Source organism: Paraburkholderia sp., from assembly GCF_035501035.1.
Classification (GTDB): domain Bacteria; phylum Pseudomonadota; class Gammaproteobacteria; order Burkholderiales; family Burkholderiaceae; genus Paraburkholderia.
Genome location: NZ_DATJWR010000212.1, coordinates 1 through 22384, shown reverse-complemented (window position 1 = coordinate 22384; position 22384 = coordinate 1). Strand labels below are relative to the sequence as shown.

Below are 22384 nucleotides of genomic sequence, written 5' to 3'. Positions count from 1 at the left end.
AATATGCGGGAAACACCAGGGGTTCCCCGACCTGTTAAGCCGATGATGAAAAGCCGCGAATGCGTCAGGGCGTTGCGTGATCTCAACGATGGACAACAATTGCTGTCCATCGTCGGTAAGCCGCGGGAAGACGAGTGAAAACGCGGTTGCCCGAGCGGTGGCGCTAGAATCGGCCGAACCGCTTCGTGACCCAAACCCTGCATGAAGGACAAGCGTGCCATGAATACCATCCCGCTGCCCCGCCGTCCGCGCATCTATCTCGCCGGCTTCGACGTGTTCCGGCGCGACGCGCGCGAGCACGGCGCGCGCCTCGTCGCTGCATGCGCGCAATACGGCTTCGAGGGCGTCTACCCGCTCGACGCCGAAGCGCCCGCCGATCTCGACGGCCCGCGCAAGGCCGCATGGATCTATCGTGCGAACATCGACGCCATTCGCGGGGCCGACATCGTGATGGCCAACGTGAATGATTTTCGCGGCCCGGGCGAGCCCGACTCCGGCACTGCCTTCGAGATCGGCTATGCGGCGGCTCTCGGCAAGGAGATCTGGGCCTATACGTCCGACGAGGGCACACTCATCGAACGCGTACCCTCCGTGCCCAACCCGCAAGGGCGCGTTTGTGAACGCGGCTATCTCGTGGAGGATTTCGGACTCGGCAAGAACCTGATGATCGCGTGCGCGGCGCATCTCGTGCACGGCGACGCGCGCGCATGCCTCGAAGCCATGGCGCCGGGGCGCACGCGCTAGTGCGTGTGCCCCGGCTCGCGTGCGCAAACAATCAGTGATGCATGGTGCTCATGGTGTTCATGCGCTGCAGCGCACGAATGCGCGCCACGGCGGGCTGGTCGGCAGTAGCGCTCTGATAGAGCTTCGCGAGGTCGGCCTTCAGCGCCGTGCGCGAACCCGCGTCGAGGTACACCATGTGCCCCGATGGATAGAAGCGCGCACTCAGGTTGTTGCGCACCTTCTGGTCGTCGAGCGGCATTTTCTGCAGGTCGATCACGGTCTGGTAGAACGGCGTGACGAAGTCGTAGAAGCCGTTTGCGGAGAGCACGCGCAAGTCCGGGTTCAGCGCCATGACCGCCGCGAGCTCCCCCGCCGTGTAGAGCACAATGTTGCCCTTCGCGTCGATGCCCTTCTGCGCACCGGTCGGGTCGACATGGCTGAAGTTCCAGTTCTGGAACGCCTGGTCGTTGAGGTCCGTGAACGACGAATTCGAGCGGAACTTGAGCTGCTCGTTCAGATAGCTGTTCCACATCGCCGTGTATACGCCGGTCACCGCCGTCATGGTGGGATCGTTGCCGCCCGAGTTGGGATCGATGTTGCCGGCAATGCCCGTTTCGATGGCGGTCACGCGGCCGTCGTAGGCGCCTGGCGCCACGCCCTTGTCTTTCATGAGCGTCGTGAGGAAGAGCGAGTTGCCGCGGCTGTCGTAGGACGCGATGTCGAGATTCCACGACTCGAGCGTCTGCGTATCGATGCCCGTGTATTGCGAGAGCGTCTTGAGCGTGGCGGCGATGGCCTTGTCTTTCGGATCGGGAAATTTCGCGAGCGCCTGCAGGTAGTCGGTGCGGGAGAACTGCGCAACCTGTGCGGCGAACGCCTGCAGGTCCTTCGGCGCGGGCGTGACGCCAAGCCGCTTGTGGTACCACGCATCGGCCGCCGCCGTGGGCAGCGCACCCACGGAGTTGCCGCTCTGCGTGTAATCGAGTATCGACGACTGCAGCGTGATGCCGTTCAGATCCACGCCGTCCTCGTGCAGCCGGTAGGCGAGCACGCAGCTGCGCGCCGTGCCATACGATTCGCCGTAAAGAAACTTGGGCGAATTCCAGCGGTCGTTCGCGGTGAGGTAGCGCTTGATGAACTGCTTGAGCGAGTCCGCATCCTGATCGACGCCCCAGAAATCGCGGTTGTGATGCGGCGCGATCGCCGCCGAATAGCCCGTTCCCACCGGATTAGACGAGGTCGCTCTTGTCGAGCAGGCTGTCGGGGTTGTCTTCGAGCGCATAGGGGGCGGGCGGCGTGAAGCCCGGCATCGACGTCTTGATGCGTTTTGGCGCGAACGAGCCGAGCAGCACGAACACCGACGAAGAACCCGGCCCGCCGTTATAGAAGAACGTGACGGGGCGCTCCTGCGCCTGCACGCCGTCTTGCGTGAACGCCACGTAGAAGATCCTGGCGTTGGGCTGCGAGCTGCTCGGATCGACGGTCACAAGATGCCCGGCCGTCGCCGTATAAGCGATGCCTTCCTTGCCGATCTGAATGGCGTGATGCGTGATCGCGGCGTTCTCGGTCATGTCGGTGACGAAGTCGTCGGGACCGTTGCCGTAAGCGGTGGGATCGAAGCACGGCTGGTCGGCCGGCGTGCGGTGCTTTCCATTGCCGCTCGCCGGGGCCGCCCCGCGAGCCTTGCCGTTGGTGGACTGCGCCTCGTCGTTCATGTCGTCTCCCTGGAGGTTTTTTACCGCGAGTGGGACTTCGACTGCGACTTCGAATGGACCCTGCATGGCGCTCGCGAGTGCGGCGCGCCGGCTCATCCTACGCCGAGCCGAGCACCGCTGCCACCTTGCTGCCCACCGGCGTGCCGAGCCCCGTGCAGGCGTCCCATCCAGGCGCTGCGGAGAAGTCGCCGTTGCCGCCGCTCGTCACGTCATTGAAGGCGGCGGGCTGCGCGTAGAGCTTCGCGTTCGCGAACCCCACTGGCGTGCCGCGGGTCGCGTTGACACGCGCGATCAGTGCAGCCCACAGCGGCGCGACGGCGCTCGTGCCGCCCACCACCGTCTCGGCGCCCGCCACGCGCACCACATAGCCCGTGGATGGATCGGCGTCGGCGGCCACGTCGGGCACCCCCCGACGCACCAGCGCACCGGCTCCGCCGTTGCTGCGCACGACGCTGAGGCCCTTTTGCCAGGCCGGCAGCGCGAAGGTCGCGCTCACGCCGCCGCCCGTTGCGCCGTTTGCACCGTCGTCCCACACGGTCTCGCGCGTGATCCGCCCGCTCGATGCCGTGATGCGCGTGCCGCCACAGCCGAGCGCGTAAGGGCTCGACGCGGGGAAGTCGACATGATCGGCGCCATCGTCGAGGCCGTCGGCGGAGCCGCTGTCGCCAGAGGCCGCGCATACGGTCACGCCGAGCGCGACGGCGGTCTGCATCGCGTCGTTCAGCGCGCCGAGCGTTTGCTGCGACCACGCCGATTCGGGCGCGCCCCAGCTGATCGAGATGACCGAAGGCTTGCGCTGGCTGTCGTGCAGCGCGGCGCTCACCGCATCCACGAAGCCGGCCTCGCTATTGGGCGCGAAATACACCGCGATGAGCGCGGCCGGGGCGAGCGCGCCCGCGATCTCGACGTCGAGCGTGACCTCGGCGTCCGGGCCGTTCGGGTCGCCCGTCGGCTCGTTCGTCGCCCCATCGACGGACACCGCCTCCACGCGCGGTGCGCTCAGGCCGAGTTCGTTGAAATAGGCAGTCAAGTCCGCCGTCTCGTAGCCGCCCCCCATCTCCAGCAGCGCGATGCATTGGCCGCCGCCGTCGCCCGCTGGAAAGCCGTAAAGCTGCGCAAGCTGCAAAGGCGTGAACGACGTGCTCACGGCGCGCGCGGCGCGAATGGGCGGCCGGATGGGCGCACCGCTCGCCTCCGCCGCCGGGATCGTGGGACTGATGCGAAAGTGAGGCTGCACCTTCGCGCGATTGTCGAGCCCCACCACGGCCGTGACGACTTCGTGCATGTCTTGTGGCAGATGCACGGGTCCGCTCGGCTGGCGAAAGTGCATCGTGGCGTTCCCGACCTGGTGCTCGAAGCGTTGCAGATCGATGCCGAACGCGGCGTTGTATTGCTGCACCGTGCCCGAGAGCACGACGCGGCGCGCGGCGGCGTCGGCATGGACAACGATGAGCCCGTGTGTGCTCGCGAACTGCTCGATACGTTTGATGTCGTCGGCGGAGGCGCCGAATCGCCGCTCGTAGTCCTCGCGCGAAAGCGGCTGCGCGGCGGGGTCGTTCGCGGTGAGCCGATCCACGAGCTCGTGAAATTCGGCTGACGCCTGGCGCCGCAGGATCATTACGATGCTGAAATGCTCTGCGGGGTCGCATGCGCCAACGCACTGCGCACCCGCGGGCGCCGGATGTTCGCTGCCTGCCACGGGAAGGTGCCTGGTCATGGCTTGTTCTCCTCGATGAAGCGCGTGCCTGCGTTTGGACTGCGTTTGGACTCTGTTTGGACTCTGGCTGAACGATGGCGCTCGGACATGCGGTGGATTACCCGAGTTCCGCGCACCGAAAGCGTCTGGCATGCCATTCAAGGCCTTTGATTCACCGCGCATCGCCGCCGCACGGCCGGGCGCTAGCCTGGCGTAGGTTCAAACGGAGTACGGTGCGCATATGGCGTGCCTGCTCTGTCTCGTTCCCTCATCCATTGCGATGCAAAGGGAATGACTCAGCGGACGCGGCTTATGTATCTGTTTCGTTATACACCTGGAAGCGACGGCAAATGTTTCCCTAATATTTGGGCCGTAGGCTGCCCACGCACGCTTCTCGCTCTCGTTGGGCGCGCCGCCTCCTCACTGTCCTGGTGAGAGCTGGTGCCCTGGACGCGTTTGTGTCGAGGCAGATCGAAACTGGCTGAATGGGTGTGGCCGGGCGGGAATTTGTTTTGGATAGCGAATTAACATAGCTAAACCAGTTCGGTAACGCATGAACCCTGTGCGGCATTGTCGCGGCCCCACACGAAATGCACAACGGCTCGTTCACGCAGGCGCTCAGGCGAGCGGGCGCAGAACCCGCGCGCCTGAGCGCTTCAAGTCAGGCTACAGGAGCACCTCGGCTCCGTTGCGGCGGCGTTTCATGCCGCCGCCGCCAACGCAGCCGGCAGATGCGTTTGCAAATAAGCCTCGAACTCGTCCTTCACCTCCGGGTGGCGAAGTGCGAACTCCGCCGTGGCCTTGAGATAGCCGAGCTTGCTGCCGCAGTCGAAACGCGTGCCCATATAGCGATACGCCCAGCACCTGTTCTTCGGTCAGCAGCGACTGCAATGCGTCGGTGAGTTGCAGTTCGCCGCCCGCGCCCGGCTTCAGCGCGCGCAGATGATTGAAGATCGTGGGCATCAGCACGTAGCGGCCAACCACGCCTAGATTCGACGGTGCGACTTCCGGCGCCGGCTTTTCGACGATGCCCGAAAGCTTGAATATGTCCTCTTCCCACTCGCGGCCATCCACCACGCCATACGACGCGCTGTTTTCACGCGCGATCGCTTCCACGCCCACCACCGAGCTGTGATAGTGATTGAAGACGTTCACGAGCTGCTTCATGACGGGCGTAGGGCTATAGAGCAGATCGTCCGCGAGAATCACGGCGAAAGGTCCTTCGCCGACGAGCTTTTCCGCGCACAGCACCGCATGGCCAAGACCCGGCGCCTCGGCCTGGCGCACGCAGAAGCAGTCCACGTTGCTCGGCTTGATGCTACGAACGAGGTCGAGCAGCTTCTGCTTGTTGCGGGCCTCGAGCTCGCTTTCGATCTCGTAGGACTTGTCGAAATGGTCTTACAAATCTCAGCACCGATACCTTTTTTCAGGAGAGCGAGATGACGGATACGGGTTCCGCAACGGCATCGGCGAAAGCGTCCCAGACGCGCGCCGAAGCACGCACTGCATTGCAGGTGTGCCCTGTCGTGCTCGCGGGTGGCGCGGGCTCGCGGTTATGGCCACTGTCGCGCGAGCAATATCCGAAGCAGATGATCAACCTCGTGGGCGAGCAGTCGCTGCTCGCCAACACGGCCGCCCGCCTCGACGCGCTCGCGGAGCGCGTGACGCTAGCGGAGCAGTTGCTCATTGTCTGCAATGAAGACCATCGCTTCACGACCGCCGATCAGGTTCGCGCGGCGGGCAAGCGTGCGTGTCTGATTCTCGAGCCGGTGGGCCGCGATACGGCGCCGGCGCTCACGATCGCGGCGATGTCGGTGGTCGCCGCGCAGGAAGACGGCATGCTCGTTGTGATGCCGGCCGACCATGCGATCGCCGATCTCGAAGCATTCCAGAGCGCGGTGGCCGAAGGCGTGCGTCATGCGGCTAACGGCCAGATCGTTACGATGGGCATCGTGCCCACGCACCCGGAGGTGGGCTACGGCTACATACACGTGGGCGAGCCGCTCGCGAACGCGGAGCCCAACGGCGCACGGCGCCTCAACGGTTTCGTCGAAAAGCCCTATTTCGAACTCGCCCAGCAATATGTCGGGTCGCAGCGTTACTGGTGGAACAGCGGCATCTTCATCGTGCGTGCCTCGACGTGGCTCAAGGCGATCCGCCAATTCCAGCCCGCCATTCATGCGGCTTGCGCGCAAGCGCTCGAGCACGGCAAGGCGGACGGCGACTTCTTCCGCGTCGACGGTGATGCATTCGCAAGCTCGCCGTCGAACTCGATCGACTACGCGGTGATGGAGCCGCTCGCCGCCGACCCGGCGGTCGCAAGCGGCGTGGTGGTGCCGCTCACGGCCGGCTGGACCGACCTCGGCTCGTGGGACACCGTATGGGAAGTCTCGCCAAAGGACGACGACGGCAACGTCGCGCAGGGGCGCGTAATACTCGAAGACGCAAACGACACCTTCGCGCACTCGGACGGCCGCCTCGTTGCCTGCCTCGGCACGCAGAACCTCGTGATCGTCGAAACCGCCGACGCCGTGCTCGTTGCGGACCGCTCTCGCGCACAGGACGTCAAGAAGGTCGTGCAGCGCCTCAAGGAGCAGCGCGGCACGGAAGCCGTTGCGCACCGCCTCGTTCATCGTCCGTGGGGCTACTACGACAGCGTCGACAGCGGCGAGCGCTTCCAGGTCAAACGCATCGTGGTCGAACCGGGCGCACGCCTGTCACTGCAGATGCATCACCACCGTGCCGAACATTGGGTCGTCGTGCGCGGCACGGCGCTCGTCACGCGCGGGGAGGAACGCTTCATCGTTTCGGAAAACGAATCAGCGTACATCCCGCCAGGCGTGGCACATCGACTGGAAAACCCGGGCAAGATGCCGCTCGAGATCATCGAGGTGCAGTCGGGCTCGTATCTCGGCGAGGACGATATCGTGCGTCTCGACGATCAGTACGGCAGGCAGTGAGCAAGGCGAAGAGCGATGGCTGCGCGCCCCGTGCGCGCGGCCGCGCGGTGTCAGCGCGCCAGCGTGCGATAGCGCAGGCCGACAGGATGGCGTTCGGCGGAGCCGGATGGCGCCGTATTGGCGTCGTGGGCTTCGCTGCCCGTGTGCAGCGTACCCGTCGCGCTGTAGCGCTGCACGGGCGCGAGCCGCACGCTGCCGGGCACGGCCGTGGGCAGCGAACGCATGACGGCTGCGCTCGACGGTTCGCCACGCGTCACGCCGCTCGCACCTTGCGTGGGCGTGAGCGGCGCTTTGCCCGGCAACGAGTTCGGCGAGCCGTTTTGCGGGCCACTGCGCGAAGCATCTTGCGATGCGGATTTCGAAACGGCATGCAAAGCACCGGCTTCGGGCGCAGCCGGGCCTTCGCGCTCGATCCATTCGCGCGCCCAGTCGAAAGCGAAGTTACTCGCGGCTTCGCGATCCTGGAACGGCGGACCGATCAGGCCCGAGCGTTCTACGCGCTTGCCATCGACGAGAATCTCGACGGCGGCGCGAAACATGCGATTGCGCACGGGCTGCACGAACAGGTTCATCGTGTAGCCGCGCCATTCCGCGACCTGTGCTGCGCCACCCGGCGCGTGTACGCTGCGATGGCCCGTGGCGCGCCCTTCGCGCGGGCTCACGCGCGCACCGGCCAGCTTGCTCATGCGAGCCGGCGCGAACGGCGTGTCGGGTTGGGAACGTGTTGCGGTCGTGACAGGCGATTCAAACGAAGCGGGCGATGCCGGTGCGCCGCCGGCTAGCTGCCGCGTCATGCTTTCGATCGCATCGGCTACGGGTGCGTCGGTGAGCGCGGCGGGCACCTGCCAGGCTTCCGGACTCTTCCAGTACACAGCTGGCTGGCCGTCGTCTTCGGCGACTTCCTCGATTGCAGCCACAACGGGTTGCGCATCGGCCTGCGCCGGCTGGGGCACGTAGACGAACTTGCGCCCGCGCTGCGATAGCAGCTCGACCAGTTCGATCAGCGTGCCGCTCATGTGCCAGTCGTCGAAACGGCGGCGGCAAGTCGGCCCGGACGGATAGCGCGCGGGCAAACGCGACCACGACTCACCGGTCGTCAAGATCCACAGTACGGCGTTGGCTACGACTCGTGGCTCGGCACGCGGGCGGCCGCGTCGATTGAGTCTGATGGGGGGTTCATCGGATACGAGCGAGGACACCTGCATCCACTCGTCATCGCTCAGTTCTTCGAAATTCATGCTGTTCTCCACGCAGCCGGACCGGGGCTGCAGTACGGAGCACTTGCTCGCGGATCTGGCTGTCCGCGTTCGCCAGCTCGGTTGCACCATATGCTTATATGACGTGTTCATTTACGTCACCGCGTGCACTCTGGCAGTGCGCTTTTTCACGGTATTGACGCAATGGACGTGGTCTCACTCGTGCAAAGGAGAATTTGTGCAGGAAGCATACCACCTGAAACCAGCCGATGAGGAGGGCAGTAATAAGTGTTACGGTTAGAAACAATCTCCACCTTGAATCTGCGTGAATATCGCCGGAAAGGCCTGCAAGTACGGCTTTTTATGGCGTCCAAACCCATGTAGCAACGTCACTCGTTGTGCAGTCCATGCCAGCCCCGCACGCCAGCGCTGGTCCGCCTGGACGCATACCAGTTGCATGCAAGCTGCCGTCGGCGAGCCTCCTCGTTCGCCATGCTGATGAACGTTGTGCCTGCAACAAATGACACGACGATGAAATACCATTGAGCGGGCAGTGAATGCTACGTTCGTGCGCCGCCCCGCTTTGCCGCCACCCCGGCACGCTCACACAGCGAAGCCGCATTGACGAATCCGTCTATAGTATGGAGGCACCCGATCACCACGGAGACCGTGTATGCAAACGTCTGCACCACGCATCACCGCCGCGCTGATGGCCACGCTGACCCTCGCATTACTCACGCCCTGGGGCGCCGCACAGGCCCAGCTCGGCAATCTGCTCAATCAAGGCGGCGGCAACAGCGGTTCGGCACAGGGCGCGCTCGGCAACCTGGGCGGACTTGGCAGTTCGCTTTCGGGTTCGTCGGTTACGTCGAGCAGTCTCGGCAACGTCACGGGCGTGCTGCAATACTGCATCAAGAACAACTACCTGAACGCAGACGCCGCGAGCAACGTCAAGGATTCGCTGCTCAGCAAGCTGCCCGGCGGCGCGAACACGACCGATAGCGGCTACACGCAGGGCACCAATGGCATCCTCACCGCCGGCAACGGCCAGAAGCTCGACCTCTCGGGCAGCGGCCTCAAGGAGCAGGCCACGAAGCAGGTTTGCGACAAGATCCTCAGCCAGGCGAAGTCGATGCTCTAACCGCACCGCGCCCACATGCCGATATGCGCCAACGCAAAACCGCGCAATTTTTGTGCCGTGCCCCTTGAACGCAAACCCCGACTGGGTGTCGAATGGAGTCAAGCGGTCTTTTTGCGGCATTGCTGCCTGTAACCATGACCAAGCGCCAAATCTCCGCGGTATTCGCGTTTCCGGCCACAACATTGTGGGCCGCTTTCGCCGCACTTGCGGCCCTGCTGGTCCCGCTGTTCGCGCACGCGCAAGCGGCTACGCACGACGAGCAGTTCGACTGCAAGTCCGATCCCCACACGTTCATCTCGTCGCTCATCGACGAAAAATCAATCGATCCCCAGCCGAGCCGCGTCGAGGCCAATTCGGTCAACGCGTTCCGCCCCGTGCAAGGCACACGCTTGAGCGCGTTCGGCTTTCCGATTTACGTGGTGCTCGGCTATGAGCCCGACGACACGCTGTTCAGGCACGGCACCGGCAAGGAGATCGACTCGCCGCTTTATGGCGTCGTGGTGTCCGCGCCCGCGGACACCGTGCGCTCGCGCGTGCGCGACGCCAATAGCGACGCCGTCGTGAAGTCGGTGGTGCCGCTGCTGCTCACGGCCATCGTGTGCGGCGGATAGTTGCGGCTCGGGCGCCGCTCTGCCGCCCTCGTTAGTTCAGCCGCCGAAGAACGCCCACGCGCCCAGCGCCACGCCGGCAACGGCCACCCCCACGGAAGTATTCAGAAGCCAGCGGCGACGCGTGAGCAGCGTAATCGCCGTGAGCGCGATCGAGATCTGGACGAGCGTGGTGGCCTGCGCCCAGCGATGATGGTCGTGGAGTTGCTTCTCGCTCAGGGCATCGTCCTGCTCGACCGCTTTTTCGAGCGCCTCGGCCTTTGCGCGGATCGGGTCTTTCTGCTGACGATAGCGGTCCGCATCGCTTGCGAAGCGGTGCTGCGCAGCGTCCGAATTCGGCGCGAGCGCCGAGAGCGCCGCGCCCAGTTCCGCGAGATTCTGCTTCTCGCCTTTCGCCTGGTAGTAGGCCCACTGATTCGCGGCTTCGGTCTTGTCGATCGCCGCTGCGTTCTTGTAATAGAGCGCGAGGTTCTCGCTGTTGCCGCTCTGGTACGCAAAAATCGCCCCGATCGAAGCGAGAATCGCGGTCATCACCGCCATGCGGCCCGGAAACGGATCGCTCTCCCCGTGCGCGCCATGGCCCGCCGCCGCGTGTTCGACCGCGTGGTCGTGCGGCCCATGCACTTCGTATTCTTCAGACATCCAAAGACTCTCCGGTTTCACTGACTCGTCGCCATGCCGCGCTGCGCTCCCGCATCGAAGACGAAGCGGCCGGCGCGCGCCGCGTTGCCCCGCGCGGCGCGTGCGGGTCTGCGCCTGCCCTGGATTGGAACAGGCCCCGCTATCGGACGCTCAATTATCGTGAGCGCGGCGCGCTTGTCCAGTGCCCGCGATGCATCGGATGTAACGAGAATCGAAATGACCTTACACGAAAGCAAAACGTAGGTTATATCGTCTATCAATTGAAAACAGGCGCCCCGGAATGTTGCAGCGCATCCCCTCCCGCCTGCCGTTTGCAAACGTGGATTTGCAACCTGATAGCAGTGCGCGTCGTTGCAGTGCCACATGGCACTGTATGCAACTTCGCGAGGCGTGCGCTTCAGCCCTCCGCAGTGATCAATCTCGTCTGGAGACCATCATGGGGCCCACTACGGCCGCAGACTCCGCTGCAGCCGGTAATTTGCGCCCAGGGAGCGGCGACCTGAATGACCCGGGCAGCCTGATCGAGGCGATCTACGAAGCAGGCTTCGATGCGCAGCGCTGGCCCGGCGTCTGTGCGCGTATCGCGCGGCGCATCGGTGCGCAATACGTGAATCTCACCGTGCTGCCACCGGAAAGCGAATTCACGCTCGACGAGTGGGACGGCATAGACGACGCATTCGCCCGTTCGTATGCGCAGCACTACGGCCGCTTCGATCCGCTCGTGCCGCAAGCGCGCCGCTGGCCCGCCGGCACGCTCGTCACCGACACGATGCTTCGCCCGCTGGCGCAACACGAACGCAGCGCCTTCGTGCAAGAGTGGGTGCGCCCGCAACGCATCTATACCGTGGCGTTCGCGAACGTGCTGCACGAAGGCGGCATGGGCGGCGTGCTGGGCGCGCTGCGGCACGAAACGCGCTTCTACAGCGACGACGAACTGGACGCGTTGCGCGCCCTGCTTCCGCATCTGCGCAATGCGCTGCGCGTGCATCGGCACACCGCCTCATGCCTGCGCGACGAAACCGGGCGCGCGAGCGCCGACGCACTCGATGCGCTGGCTCATGGCGTGCTGATCGTCGATGCCGAAGCTCGCATCGTTGTCGCGAATCGCGCCGCCACGGCGCTGCTCGCGCGCGCGAACGGGCTACGCTGCGAACACAACACGCTCGGCGCGTGCTCTGCGGCCGCCACACATCAGCTGCGAGATCTGATCGCGCGCGCGGCTGGCCCGGACGAGCGCACGCGCACGGGCGGCGCGATGCTGATCAGCCGGCCGCCGCCCGACGAGCCGCTGCAGGCGCTGATCTCGCCGCTCGGCGCGCAACGCCACACCGATCTCGCGCACGTCGCGCGCACCGGCACCGCCATGCTCATCGTGATCGACCCGCAGTCGTTGCGGCGCGGCGTGGAAACGCGTCTGATCGCGCTGTTCGGCCTCACGCCCGCGGAAGCGCGCGTGGCCTGCGAGGTCGGCAAAGGCCTGAACCCGAAAGACGTCGCCGAGGCACTACAGGTGCTGCCCTCTACCGTGCGCACGCATCTGCATCACGTGTTCGCCAAGACGACCACGCGCCGCCAGGCCGAGTTGATGCGGCTGATCGCGCAACTCGCCATCGCACGTGGCGATTGACGCTCGCGCAAGCGCCTCTCGCGACCTCTTGCGACCTCTTGCGACCGCTCGCAACCGCTTGCGGCCTCTTGCAACCTCTCGCACGCACACGAATAGAAACGGCCCGCACAACCCGCGTTCGATGAACGCAGATTGCGCGGGCCGCATGCAGCGCCGCGATGACCGCCCCAGACGATCAACCGCCCAGGTAGGCGCGCTTGATGTTGTCGTTGGCGAGCAGATTGTCGGCGGTGTCGGCCAGCACGACGCGCCCGGTCTCGAGCACGTAGCCGCGATCGGCCACGTGCAGCGCCTTGTTCGCATTCTGCTCGACGAGAAACACCGTCACGCCTTCCTCGCGGATCGTGCGAATGATGTCGAAGATCTGCGCGATCACGAGCGGCGCGAGGCCGAGCGTGGGTTCGTCGAGCAGCAGCAGACGCGGCTTGCTCATCAGCGCGCGGCCGATCGCCAGCATCTGCTGCTCGCCGCCCGACATCGTGCCCGCGCGCTGCTTCGCGCGCTGGTTCAGGCGCGGAAACAGCTTGAACACATGCTCGATGCCCGCTTCGATCTCGTGCTGCGAGGCGAAGAAGCCGCCCATCTGCAGATTTTCGAGCACCGTGAGGCCTGGAAACACGCGGCGGCCTTCCGGCGAGATCGCCATGCCCAGACGCATGATCTCGTGCGTGGGCATGCGCGTGATGTCCTCTCCTTCGAACGTCACGCGGCCCGAGGAGGCGCGCGGCGTGCCGCACACCGTCATCATGAGCGTGGTCTTGCCGGCGCCGTTGCTGCCGATCAGCGTGACGATCTCACCCTTGTTCACTTCGATCGACACGCCCGCCAGCGCTTGAACCGCGCCATAGTGGGTATGGACCTGTTCCAGCTTCAGCATCAGTCCTCTCCGAGATACGCCTTGATCACGCGCGGGTCGTTGCGCACGTCGTCGGGCTTGCCAATCATGATCGGCTTGCCGTGCTCCATCACGAGAATGCGGTCCGACACGCCCATCACGAGGCTCATGTCGTGTTCGATCAGGAGTACGGAGATTCCGAACTCGTTGCGCAAACCGTCCACCATCTGCTGCAGCTCGATCTTCTCCTGCGGGTTCAAACCGGCCGCGGGTTCGTCGAGCATCAACAGGCGCGGGTCGGTGATCATGCAGCGCGCGATTTCGAGCCGGCGCTGGTGGCCGTACGAAAGCGTGCCCGCCTCGCGGTTCGCCACCGCCTTCAGGCCGACGCGATCGAGCCAGTACGCGGCGCGCTCGAGCGCCGCGCGCTCGGCGCGGCGATACGCGGGCGTCGCGAACAGGCCGCTCAGCATGTTGCGGTTCACCTTCAGGTGCTGGGCGACCATCAGGTTTTCCAGCACCGTCAGCTGCTTGAAGAGGCGAATATTCTGGAACGTGCGCACGAGGCCGCGACGCGCGACCTGATGGCTCGGCTGGCCGGTGATGGCGTGGCCTTCGAGCACGATGTCGCCTGCCGTGGGCTTGTAGAAGCCGCCCACGCAGTTGAACACCGTGGTCTTGCCCGCGCCGTTCGGACCGATGATCGCGAATACTTCGTTGGGACGCACGTCGAAGTCGATGCCGTCCACGGCCAGCAAACCGCCGAAGCGCATCTGCAGGCCCGCTACTTTCAACAACGCTTGTGCGCTCATTGCGGCAACTCCACATGCGGGCGGCTTGCGGGCAAAAGGCCCTGCGGACGCCACATCATCATCAGCACCATCACCAGACCGAAGATCAGCATGCGGTACTCGGCAAAGCCGCGCGCCACTTCGGGCAGCACCGTGAGCAGGATCGCGGCGAGCACGACGCCCAACTGCGAGCCCATGCCCCCCAGCACCACCACGGCGAGAATCAGCGCCGATTCGATGAAGGTGAACGACTCGGGCGTGACGAGCCCCTGGCGCGCCGCGAAGAACGCGCCCGCGAGGCCCGCGAACGAAGCGCCCAGCGTGAACGCCGAGAGCTTGATGCGCGTGGGGTTCAGGCCGAGCGAGCGGCACGCGATCTCGTCTTCGCGCAGCGCTTCCCATGCGCGGCCCATCGGCATGCGCAGAAGGCGGCTCGTGACGAACAGCGTGAACGCGACCAGCACGAGCGCGAGCAGGTACAGGAAGATGACCATGTGCTGGCCGTTGTACTCGATGCCTATCAGGTCATTGAACGTCTTCGCGCCTTCCACGCTCGCGCGGCGAGCCAGTTCGAAGCCGAACACGGTGGGCTTTGGAATGCTGGAAATGCCGTCCGGGCCGCCCGTGATGCTCGTCAGGTTGTTGAGCAGCAGGCGAATGATTTCACCGAAGCCGAGCGTGACGATGGCGAGATAGTCGCCGCGCAAACGCAGCACCGGAAAGCCGAGCACGAAGCCGAACGTGGCCGCGGCGAGCGCCGCGAGCGGCAGACATTCCCAGAACGTGAAGCCAAAATACTGGTTGAGCAGCGCATACGTATAGCCGCCCACCGCGTAGAAGCCCACGTAGCCGAGGTCGAGCAGGCCGGCAAAGCCCACCACGATATTCAGGCCGAGCCCGAGAATCACATAGATGAGTGCAAGTGTCGCAACGTCGATCGACCCTCGCGAACCCATGAACGGAAACACCGCGCCGAACGCGAGCAGCACCCAGATCGCCACGCGCTGCTGGCGCGCGCCGAGCGCGGGGGCCTTCGGCAGCTTCACTCCACTCGTTGCGCGCACAAACATCGGCTTGACGAGCTGGAATACGAACACCACGGCGGCCGCGATCCACACCGGACGCCAGTGCTGCTGCAGCACGACCTGATAGCCATCGAGCGTGAGCTGCAGGCCGAGGATCGGCGCGGTGAGGATGATCGTCGCAACGGCGGCGGCGAATGCGCCTTTCAGCGTTTGGGAAGACGACGCGCCATGCGAGGCGGCGTTGACAGAAACAGTCTGACTCATGGGATCGCCCTCACACCTTTTCGACGTCCGGCTTGCCGAGCAGGCCGGTGGGACGGAACAGCAGCACGAGCACGAGCAGGCCGAACGCCACGACGTCCTTGTACTCGGCCGGCATGTAGCCCGACGCGAGCGTTTCGGCAAGACCGAGCAGCACGCCGCCGAGCATCGCGCCCGGAATGCTGCCGATGCCACCCAGCACCGCCGCGGTGAACGCCTTGATGCCCGCGATGAAGCCGATATACGGGTTGAGCTTGCCGATCGTGAGTCCGATCAGCACGCCGCCCACCGCCGCCAGCATCGCGCCGAGCACGAACGTGAACGAGATCACGCGGTTCGTGTCGATGCCGAGCAGGTTGGCCATCTTCATGTCCTCGGCGCAGGCGCGGCAGGCGCGGCCCATGCGCGAGCGCGAAATGAACAGCGTGAGCGCGACCATTAGCACGAGCGTCACGCCGACGATCAGCATGCGCGCGTAGGGAATCGTCACATCGAAGTTGCCGCCCATGTTGAATTCCAGCGCGCCGGAGATCAGCTGCGGCACGGACACGTCGCGCGCGCCCTGCCCGATCTGCACGTAGTTCTGCAGAAAGATGGACATCCCGATGGCGGAAATGAGCGGCACGAGGCGCGGCCCGCCGCGTAGCGGCCGATACGCCACGCGCTCGACCGCGAAACCGTAGAGCCCGGTTACGAGCACCGAGACGATGAGCGCCGCGCCCAGCACGAGCGGCAGCGGATAACCCGCCGAGGTGCCGATGGCCGTGAGCGTGGCGAGGCCCACATAGGCGCCGATCATGTAGATCTCGCCGTGGGCGAAGTTGATCATGCCGATGATGCCGTAGACCATCGTGTAGCCGATGGCGATCAGCGCATAGATCGCACCCAGCGTGAGCCCGTTGACGAGCTGCTGGGTGAACTGCGGAAGAAAATCATTCATGCGTAAGCTCCACGGCCGCAAAGCCGATGAGAGAGCTGTGAAGAGACCCTTGAAAACGAGTCGATCCGTTCAGCGGTGCGCAGGTGCGCTGAAAAAACGCTCCGCCCGCATTGAGCGGGGGAGCGTGTGCGCAGCGCGCCGGGATCCGCCGGAATCAGTTCGCGGCAGTCTTGGTCGCGTCCTTGTGCCACGTGTAGACGACGAAGCGGAACGACTTCAGGTCGCCCTGCGCGTCGTACTCGACCTTGCCGATCGGCGTGTTGAACGCGTTCTTGTGCAGGTAGGCCGCGACCTTGGTCGGGTCGGTGCTCTTCGCGCCTGCAATGCCGTCGGCGATCACCTGGACCGCGGCGTAAGCCGGCATCTGGAACGGACCGTTCGGGTCGCGCTTCGCGTCGGCGAACGCCTTCACGAGCTTCGCGTTGGCGGGGTCCGCCGCGAAATCCGCGGGCAGCGTGACCAGCATGCCTTCCGAGGCCGGGCCGGCGATCGCCGTCACGTCCTTGTTGCCCACGCCTTCCGGTCCCATGAACGTGGCCTTCACGCCCTGCTCACGCGACTGGCGCATGAGGAGGCCCATTTCCGGGTGGTAGCCGCCGAAGTAGACGAAGTCCACGCCCTGCGACTTGAGCTTCGTGACGACTGCTGAGTAGTCCGAATCGCCGGCGTTGATGCCTTCGAACACGACGACGGGAATGTGCGCCTTGTCGAGCGCGGCCTTCACCGAGGTGGCGATGCCCTGGCCGTACGACTGCTTGTCGTGCAGGATCGCAACCTTCTTCGGCTTGACCTTGTTGATGATGTAGGCAGCGGCAGCCGGACCTTGCTGGTCGTCGCGGCCGATGGTGCGGAAGATGAACTGGCGCTTCTTGCCTTCGGTCAGTTGCGGCGCGGTGGCCGACGGCGTGACCATCACGACGCCTTCGTTTTCGTAGATGTCCGAAGCGGGAATCGTCGAGCCCGAGCAGACGTGGCCAACCACGTACTGGATGTGCTGCGAAACGATCTTGTTGGCGACGGCGACGGCCTGCTTCGGCTCGCATGCGTCGTCCATCAGGACGGCTTCGAGCTTGTTGCCGTTCACGCCACCGGCGGCGTTGATCTGGTCGATCGCGGTCAGCGCGCCCGCCTTGACCATGTCGCCGTACTGGGCGACCGCGCCACTGAACGGGCCGGCAATGGCGATCTTCACGGTGTCGGCTTTGGCGCTTGCACCAAATGCGAGCAGCGCGGCGGCAATGGAAACAGAGGTAAGGCGGTTAAGGCTGAACAGCGTCATCAGGAGCTCCTCGATTGTTTTCGGGTCAACCGGTCAGACGGCGTGACCTGCGCAAACGAACAGCACCCCAAATGAATCTGCCTTGGGGAACAACCACGACGGGCACCAGAAAAGACGTGACGGGGCCCGGCGAGTATCAGCGCCCTGGTAGGCAACTGAGTTCGGAGAGACTGCTGAGTTACAGACTCTGTTGCGCAAGCGATCCGCCTGCCCCGTTCGCTGCATTTCGTACCGGAAAGGTGGCCCGGCCTGAATCAGCGACCGGCGGATACTATCAATAATCCTTTTCTGACGCAATCACGGGTTTTTTCTGATATCGATGTGAGTGTTGATATTGATCAATGTAGGGCAATGCTCGAAAACACATTGAAAATACTCAGAAAAATGGGGTCACAGGCTGGCAAAGGCGGCTTGACGGTCTGTGCGGCCCGACTGGCGCGGATCGGCGGAAATGTGTTTTTTAGATTATCAAATGAGTTAATTGGCATTCGAGATATCGATCGCCATCGATTCATTCGATCATGAGATCATTTCCCAAAAATCGCCAAATAGACATTTCAAAAAATTCTGTCAGTTCTTGCCAGGCATCATCGGGATAACCCTATATGCAAAATGCGCCAAGCCATTGATCCCAAAGAAGAATCATTACAAAACCCTTAAATTGGACGTCCCGACCCGAGCTTGCCGGCCTTATAATCGGCAAGTTTTCGTCGCCCCGGATTTCCAGCTTGAAACCAGGAAGAATTTCCGCCGAATCCCGGATTTTTCCCATAATCCGTCCGTGCAATCTTGAATTCATACCGGCAATACCGTCGCGCGCCCGCCTCACCGGCCCGGCGCAGCGTTCCAGATGCGCGAGGGTCGGTGGTATCCTCGCTGCCTCGCAGCCGCCCGCATGCACCAGTTCGGCGCATGCCACGCGCGCTCGCGCCGTGCGAAAAGCCGGCGGCAACGCCGCAGCGCGGCCACACCGTCCAGAACCGAACATTCGGGGAGATCGAACAGCATGAAGACCTTCAAGCAAGCCGCCAGGGCCGCCACCCTTTCCCTGTTCGCCAGCGCCGCCGCGCTCGCGCTGAGTTCGGGCGCCGCGCGCGCCGCCGAAACCGCGACCGTCGAAGTGCTGTCGATCGTCGAGCACCCCGCGCTCGACGCGATCCGTGACGGCGTGCGCGAAGAACTGCAGGCCGCCGGCTACGACGCCGGCAAGAACCTCAAGTGGGAGTATCAGAGCGCGCAGGGCAACATCGGCACCGCTGCCCAGATCGCGCGCAAGTTCGTGGGCGACAACCCGAGCGCGATCGTTGCGATCGCAACACCTTCCGCACAGGCCGTCGTCGCCGCAACGAAGACCGTGCCCGTGGTGTACTCGGGCGTGACCGATCCGGTAGCCGCGCAGCTCGTCAAGACCTGGTCGCCGAGCGGCACGAACGTCACGGGCGTCTCCGACAAGCTACCGCTCGACAAGCAGGTCGCGCTGATCAAGCGCATCGTGCCCAACGCGAAGACCGTCGGCATGGTCTACAACCCGGGCGAAGCGAATTCGGTCGTGGTCGTGAAGGCGCTCAAGGACCTGCTCGCGCAGCAGGGCATGACGCTCAAGACAGCCGCCGCGCCGCGCACCGTGGACATCGGCGCGGCCGCGAAGAGCCTGATCGGCAAGGTCGACGTGATCTACACGAACACCGACAACAACGTGGTCTCGGCGTACGAAGCGCTCGTCAAGGTCGCCAACGACGCGAAGATCCCGCTCGTCGCCTCCGATACGGACAGCGTGAAGCGTGGCGCGATCGCGGCTCTCGGCGTCGACTACAGCGATCTCGGCCACCAGACCGGCAAGGTCGTCGTGCGCATCCTCAAGGGCGAGAAGCCCGGCACGATCGCTTCGGAAACCAGCAACAAGCTGCAACTGTTCGTGAACCCGGCTGCCGCGCAGAAGCAAGGCGTGACGCTCTCGGCCGATCTGCTCAAGGACGCGACCACGGTCGTTAAGTAAGCCGCTTGCGCGTGTGCCCGCCCATGAAGCGGGTGCGCGCGAAGCCGCATTGCGCGCAACTCCCGCAGCGATACGCAAGGCCCGATAAAGGCCACTCCGTGCGCAACGGCGCGCCCGACCCGGGCGCGCCGCTCGTCGACAGCTCCGGCGTACGTCGGCCGGAGACCCGCAACAGGATTCTTCCCCATGTCTCTTTACTCGCTTCTGGGCGCCCTGGAGATCGGCCTGATCTTCAGCCTCGTGGCCCTCGGGGTGCTGATTTCGTTTCGCATCCTCAATTTCCCCGATCTCACCGTCGACGGCAGCTTTCCGCTGGGCGGCGCCGTGGCGGCCACGCTGATCGCGGCCGGGCATGATCCCTTCCTCGCCACCGCCTGCGCGATCGTTGCGGGCGCAATCGCCGGCTTCATCACCGGCTGGCTCAATGTCCGCCTGAAGATCATGGATCTGCTCGCGAGCATCCTGATGATGATCGCGCTCTACTCGATCAACCTGCGCGTGATGGGCGCGCCGAACGTGCCGCTCATTTCCGAGGCGACCGTGTTCACGCTCATCCAGCCCGCCTGGCTGCCCGACTACGTGCTGCGCCCGCTCGCGCTCATCGTCGTCGTGCTCGTCGCGAAGTTCGGCGTGGACTGGTTCTTCTCGTCGCAGTACGGTCTCGCACTGCGGGCGACTGGCGCGAATCCGCGCATGGCGCGCGCCCAGGGCATCGCCACGGGCCGCGCGACGCTCGCCGGCATGGCGCTCTCGAACGCGCTCGTCGCGCTGGCCGGCGCCCTCTTCGCGCAGACCCAGGGCGGCTCGGACATTTCGATGGGCATCGGCACGATCGTGATCGGTCTTGCCGCCGTGATCATCGGCGAAAGCATCCTGCCCGCGCGACGGCTCGTGCTCACGACGCTCGCTGCCGTGCTCGGTGCGATTCTCTATCGCTTCTTCATCGCGCTCGCGCTCAACAGCGACTTCATCGGCCTGAAGGCGCAGGACCTCAACCTCGTCACCGCTGTGCTCGTGACGATCGCGCTCGTGCTGCCTGCAACGCGCAAGAAGCTGTTTGGCCGCAAGAACGGGAGGGCATGAGATGCTCAGCGCCAAAGACCTCAAACTGACCTTCAACCCGGGCACGCCGATCGAAACGCGCGCGCTGCGCGGCCTGAGCCTCGAGATTCCCAGTGGGCAGTTCGTCGCCGTGATCGGCTCAAACGGCGCGGGCAAGTCCACGTTCCTCAACGCGATCAGCGGCGACCAGATGGTGGATAGCGGCACGATCGTGATCGACGGCCAGGATGTGACGAAGAAGCAGGCATGGGACCGCGCCCACCTCGTCGCACGCGTGTTTCAGGACCCGATGGCCGGCACCTGCGAAGCGCTCACCATCGAAGAGAACATGGCGCTCGCGATGGCGCGCGGCAAGCGCCGCGGATTCGGCCCCGCACTGAAAAGACAGGACCGCGAACTGTTTCGCGCGAAGCTGCGCTTGTTGAATCTGGGTCTCGAGAATCGCCTGACTGATCGCATCGGCCTGCTTTCGGGCGGCCAGCGCCAGGCGGTGAGCCTCTTGATGGCATCGCTGCAGCCCTCGCGCATCCTGCTGCTCGACGAGCATACGGCGGCGCTCGATCCGAAAACGGCCGCGTTCGTGCTGGAGCTGACCGCGCGCATCGTGGAGGAATCGAAGCTCACCACGATGATGGTCACGCACAGCATGCGCCAGGCGCTCGACTACGGGCAGCGCACGGTGATGCTGCACCAGGGGCAGGTGGTGCTCGACGTATCCGGCGAAGCGCGCCGCGGACTCGATGTGCCGGATCTGCTGCGCATGTTCGAGCAGAATCGCCACGAGAAGCTCGACGATGATGCGCTGCTGCTGGGGTGATTCGTCGTCTGTGCCTGATCGTTGCTTGTGCGGGTTTGGAGGGGGTTGTCGCAAGTCCTGGCGGTTTGGGTTTTTCTTGTTTTCGTGTGGGTGTGCCGGGGTTGCCCCTGTGCGGGGCGGCACCTACTTTTCTTTGCCGAGGTGTATGGACCGGGGACATGGGTAACAGGTGTGCGGAGACATGGGTAACACTCTGGGCGAGCGAATCGCCTGGAGCCGGTTATGCCCTGGACCCCGAGAGACACCATGGATCTGCGTCTGGAATTCGTTCAACTGGCCTCGCAGGAGGGCGCCAACCGTCGTGAGTTGTGTCGGCGTTTTGGCATCAGCCCGAAGACCGGCTACAAGTGGCTCGATCGCCACGCGCAGGGCGGCGACACCGCGCTGACGGATCATTCGCGACGGCCCCAGCAGAGTCCGGCACGCACGACCCCGTCGGTCGAGCAGCGGGTGGTCGAACTGCGGCGGGCACATCCGGCCTGGGGTGGACGCAAGATCAGCCGGCGTCTGTGCGATCTGGGTCACACGGACGTGCCCGCCCCCAGCACGGTGACCGATATCCTGCATCGCCACGGGCTGATCGACCCGGCCGCTTCCGCCGCCGCCACGGCCTGGCAGCGCTTCGAGCACGCGCAGCCCAACGATCTCTGGCAGATGGATTTCAAGGGCTGGTTCGACCTGCAGGACGGACGGCACTGCTCACCGCTGACCATGCTGGACGATCATTCGCGCTACAACGTGACACTCGATGCCTGCATCTGCACCGACACAGGCATCGTGCAGCATCATCTGGAGCGCACGTTCCGCCGCTACGGGCTGCCGCTGCGCATCAACGCGGACAATGGTTCACCGTGGGGCAGCCCCAGCCAGCCGGGCCAGTTGACCGAACTGGCCATCTGGCTCATCCGGCTGGGCGTGCGACTGTCGCACAGCCGCGTGGCGCATCCGCAGACCAACGGCAAGGAGGAGCGGTTTCACCGCACGCTGAAGGCCGAGGTGATCGCCGGGCGCCATTTCAGGGACCTGCCCAGCGCCCAGCAGGCGTTCGATGCGTGGCGCTCGGTCTACAA

The 22384-nt window shown here is 64.7% G+C and carries 17 protein-coding genes and 2 pseudogenes; 9 read left to right on the top strand and 10 right to left on the bottom strand.

Going from position 1 to position 22384, the window contains the following annotated elements:
* Positions 1 to 219: 219 nt before the first annotated feature.
* Complete coding sequence (locus VMJ11_RS15050) at positions 220 to 744, top strand: nucleoside 2-deoxyribosyltransferase (protein WP_325620189.1); 525 nt, start codon at positions 220 to 222, stop codon at positions 742 to 744.
* A 31-nt stretch (positions 745 to 775) separates the two neighbouring features.
* Here VMJ11_RS15050 and VMJ11_RS15045 read toward each other — a convergent pair.
* The 3 genes and pseudogenes from VMJ11_RS15045 to VMJ11_RS15035 form a co-directional block, all read right to left on the bottom strand.
* Positions 776 to 2354 (bottom strand): annotated as a pseudogene (locus VMJ11_RS15045) (S10 family peptidase); the annotation flags it as partial.
* 181 nt (positions 2355 to 2535) lie between these two features.
* Positions 2536 to 4155, bottom strand: coding sequence for a S53 family peptidase (locus VMJ11_RS15040; RefSeq protein WP_325620188.1), 1620 nt, complete (start codon positions 4153 to 4155; stop codon positions 2536 to 2538).
* Positions 4156 to 4835: 680 nt separating this feature from the next.
* Positions 4836 to 5532: pseudogene (locus VMJ11_RS15035) on the bottom strand (UTP--glucose-1-phosphate uridylyltransferase); the annotation flags it as partial.
* A 41-nt stretch (positions 5533 to 5573) separates the two neighbouring features.
* Here VMJ11_RS15035 and VMJ11_RS15030 point away from each other — a divergent pair.
* Positions 5574 to 7094: a mannose-1-phosphate guanylyltransferase/mannose-6-phosphate isomerase gene (locus VMJ11_RS15030; protein ID WP_325620187.1), complete on the top strand. Its 1521-nt coding sequence runs from the start codon at positions 5574 to 5576 to the stop codon at positions 7092 to 7094.
* Between the two features lie 50 nt (positions 7095 to 7144).
* Here VMJ11_RS15030 and VMJ11_RS15025 read toward each other — a convergent pair whose 3' ends face one another.
* A complete protein-coding gene (locus VMJ11_RS15025; RefSeq protein WP_325620186.1) occupies positions 7145 to 8332 on the bottom strand; it encodes a transposase in 1188 nt (395 codons plus the stop codon).
* A 631-nt stretch (positions 8333 to 8963) separates the two neighbouring features.
* Between VMJ11_RS15025 and VMJ11_RS15020 the strand changes: the two genes are divergently transcribed.
* The gene (locus VMJ11_RS15020) at positions 8964 to 9431 is read left to right on the top strand and encodes a DUF2501 domain-containing protein (RefSeq protein WP_325620185.1); all 468 of its coding nucleotides are present in this window, start codon (positions 8964 to 8966) and stop codon (positions 9429 to 9431) included.
* Between the two features lie 134 nt (positions 9432 to 9565).
* Positions 9566 to 10042 (top strand): hypothetical protein, encoded by a 477-nt coding sequence (locus tag VMJ11_RS15015; protein ID WP_325620184.1) that lies wholly within the window; start codon positions 9566 to 9568, stop codon positions 10040 to 10042.
* 36 nt (positions 10043 to 10078) lie between these two features.
* On the opposite strand, the gene VMJ11_RS15010 is transcribed toward VMJ11_RS15015, so the two are convergent.
* Positions 10079 to 10681, bottom strand: a complete 603-nt coding sequence (locus tag VMJ11_RS15010) for a DUF4337 domain-containing protein (RefSeq protein WP_325620183.1) — start codon at positions 10679 to 10681, stop codon at positions 10079 to 10081.
* A 436-nt stretch (positions 10682 to 11117) separates the two neighbouring features.
* On the opposite strand from VMJ11_RS15010, the gene VMJ11_RS15005 reads away from it, so the two are divergent.
* Positions 11118 to 12308, top strand: a complete 1191-nt coding sequence (locus tag VMJ11_RS15005) for a helix-turn-helix transcriptional regulator (protein WP_325620182.1) — start codon at positions 11118 to 11120, stop codon at positions 12306 to 12308.
* A 175-nt stretch (positions 12309 to 12483) separates the two neighbouring features.
* Here the strand turns inward: VMJ11_RS15005 and VMJ11_RS15000 are convergent, their stop codons facing one another.
* The 5 genes from VMJ11_RS15000 to VMJ11_RS14980 all read right to left on the bottom strand — a co-directional run bounded on the left by VMJ11_RS15000 (position 12484) and on the right by VMJ11_RS14980 (position 17439).
* A complete protein-coding gene (locus VMJ11_RS15000; protein WP_325620181.1) occupies positions 12484 to 13185 on the bottom strand; it encodes an ABC transporter ATP-binding protein in 702 nt (233 codons plus the stop codon).
* A complete protein-coding gene (gene livG / locus VMJ11_RS14995) occupies positions 13185 to 13955 on the bottom strand; it encodes a high-affinity branched-chain amino acid ABC transporter ATP-binding protein LivG (RefSeq protein ID WP_325620180.1) in 771 nt (256 codons plus the stop codon). The genes VMJ11_RS15000 and livG overlap by 1 nt, the downstream gene beginning before the upstream one ends.
* On the bottom strand, positions 13952 to 15223 hold the full coding sequence (locus VMJ11_RS14990; protein WP_325620179.1) for a high-affinity branched-chain amino acid ABC transporter permease LivM: 1272 nt from the start codon (positions 15221 to 15223) through the stop codon (positions 13952 to 13954). The genes livG and VMJ11_RS14990 overlap by 4 nt, the downstream gene beginning before the upstream one ends.
* Positions 15224 to 15233: 10 nt before the next feature.
* Positions 15234 to 16160 carry a high-affinity branched-chain amino acid ABC transporter permease LivH gene (gene livH, locus VMJ11_RS14985; protein WP_325620178.1) on the bottom strand — a complete coding sequence of 309 codons (927 nt, stop codon included), beginning with the start codon at positions 16158 to 16160 and terminating at the stop codon, positions 15234 to 15236.
* A gap of 154 nt (positions 16161 to 16314) precedes the next feature.
* Positions 16315 to 17439 (bottom strand): branched-chain amino acid ABC transporter substrate-binding protein, encoded by a 1125-nt coding sequence (locus VMJ11_RS14980; RefSeq protein WP_325620177.1) that lies wholly within the window; start codon positions 17437 to 17439, stop codon positions 16315 to 16317.
* A gap of 1006 nt (positions 17440 to 18445) precedes the next feature.
* On the opposite strand from VMJ11_RS14980, the gene VMJ11_RS14975 reads away from it, so the two are divergent.
* From VMJ11_RS14975 to VMJ11_RS14960, 4 genes are all read left to right on the top strand, one after another.
* Positions 18446 to 19435, top strand: coding sequence for an ABC transporter substrate-binding protein (locus VMJ11_RS14975; protein ID WP_325620176.1), 990 nt, complete (start codon positions 18446 to 18448; stop codon positions 19433 to 19435).
* A 186-nt stretch (positions 19436 to 19621) separates the two neighbouring features.
* A complete protein-coding gene (locus tag VMJ11_RS14970) occupies positions 19622 to 20518 on the top strand; it encodes an ABC transporter permease (RefSeq protein WP_325620175.1) in 897 nt (298 codons plus the stop codon).
* Position 20519: 1 nt separating this feature from the next.
* A complete protein-coding gene (locus tag VMJ11_RS14965) occupies positions 20520 to 21314 on the top strand; it encodes an ABC transporter ATP-binding protein (protein WP_325620174.1) in 795 nt (264 codons plus the stop codon).
* A gap of 222 nt (positions 21315 to 21536) precedes the next feature.
* On the top strand, positions 21537 to 22384 hold an 848-nt coding region (locus tag VMJ11_RS14960), incomplete at its 3' end, for an IS481 family transposase (protein ID WP_325620173.1).

What these genes read in the sequence shown, in the direction of transcription:
- VMJ11_RS14980 (WP_325620177.1), bottom strand. Translation starts at nt 17,439, where the DNA reads ATGACGCTGTTCAGCCTTAACCGCCTTACCTCTGTTTCCATTGCCGCC.
- VMJ11_RS15025 (WP_325620186.1), bottom strand. Translation starts at nt 8,332, where the DNA reads ATGAATTTCGAAGAACTGAGCGATGACGAGTGGATGCAGGTGTCCTCG.
- VMJ11_RS15020 (WP_325620185.1), top strand. Translation starts at nt 8,964, where the DNA reads ATGCAAACGTCTGCACCACGCATCACCGCCGCGCTGATGGCCACGCTG.
- VMJ11_RS15010 (WP_325620183.1), bottom strand. Translation starts at nt 10,681, where the DNA reads ATGTCTGAAGAATACGAAGTGCATGGGCCGCACGACCACGCGGTCGAA.
- livG (WP_325620180.1), bottom strand. Translation starts at nt 13,955, where the DNA reads ATGAGCGCACAAGCGTTGTTGAAAGTAGCGGGCCTGCAGATGCGCTTC.
- VMJ11_RS15000 (WP_325620181.1), bottom strand. Translation starts at nt 13,185, where the DNA reads ATGCTGAAGCTGGAACAGGTCCATACCCACTATGGCGCGGTTCAAGCG.
- VMJ11_RS14975 (WP_325620176.1), top strand. Translation starts at nt 18,446, where the DNA reads ATGAAGACCTTCAAGCAAGCCGCCAGGGCCGCCACCCTTTCCCTGTTC.
- VMJ11_RS14965 (WP_325620174.1), top strand. Translation starts at nt 20,520, where the DNA reads ATGCTCAGCGCCAAAGACCTCAAACTGACCTTCAACCCGGGCACGCCG.
- VMJ11_RS14970 (WP_325620175.1), top strand. Translation starts at nt 19,622, where the DNA reads ATGTCTCTTTACTCGCTTCTGGGCGCCCTGGAGATCGGCCTGATCTTC.
- VMJ11_RS14990 (WP_325620179.1), bottom strand. Translation starts at nt 15,223, where the DNA reads ATGAGTCAGACTGTTTCTGTCAACGCCGCCTCGCATGGCGCGTCGTCT.
- VMJ11_RS15005 (WP_325620182.1), top strand. Translation starts at nt 11,118, where the DNA reads ATGGGGCCCACTACGGCCGCAGACTCCGCTGCAGCCGGTAATTTGCGC.
- VMJ11_RS15030 (WP_325620187.1), top strand. Translation starts at nt 5,574, where the DNA reads ATGACGGATACGGGTTCCGCAACGGCATCGGCGAAAGCGTCCCAGACG.
- livH (WP_325620178.1), bottom strand. Translation starts at nt 16,160, where the DNA reads ATGAATGATTTTCTTCCGCAGTTCACCCAGCAGCTCGTCAACGGGCTC.
- VMJ11_RS15040 (WP_325620188.1), bottom strand. Translation starts at nt 4,155, where the DNA reads ATGACCAGGCACCTTCCCGTGGCAGGCAGCGAACATCCGGCGCCCGCG.
- VMJ11_RS15050 (WP_325620189.1), top strand. Translation starts at nt 220, where the DNA reads ATGAATACCATCCCGCTGCCCCGCCGTCCGCGCATCTATCTCGCCGGC.
- VMJ11_RS15015 (WP_325620184.1), top strand. Translation starts at nt 9,566, where the DNA reads ATGACCAAGCGCCAAATCTCCGCGGTATTCGCGTTTCCGGCCACAACA.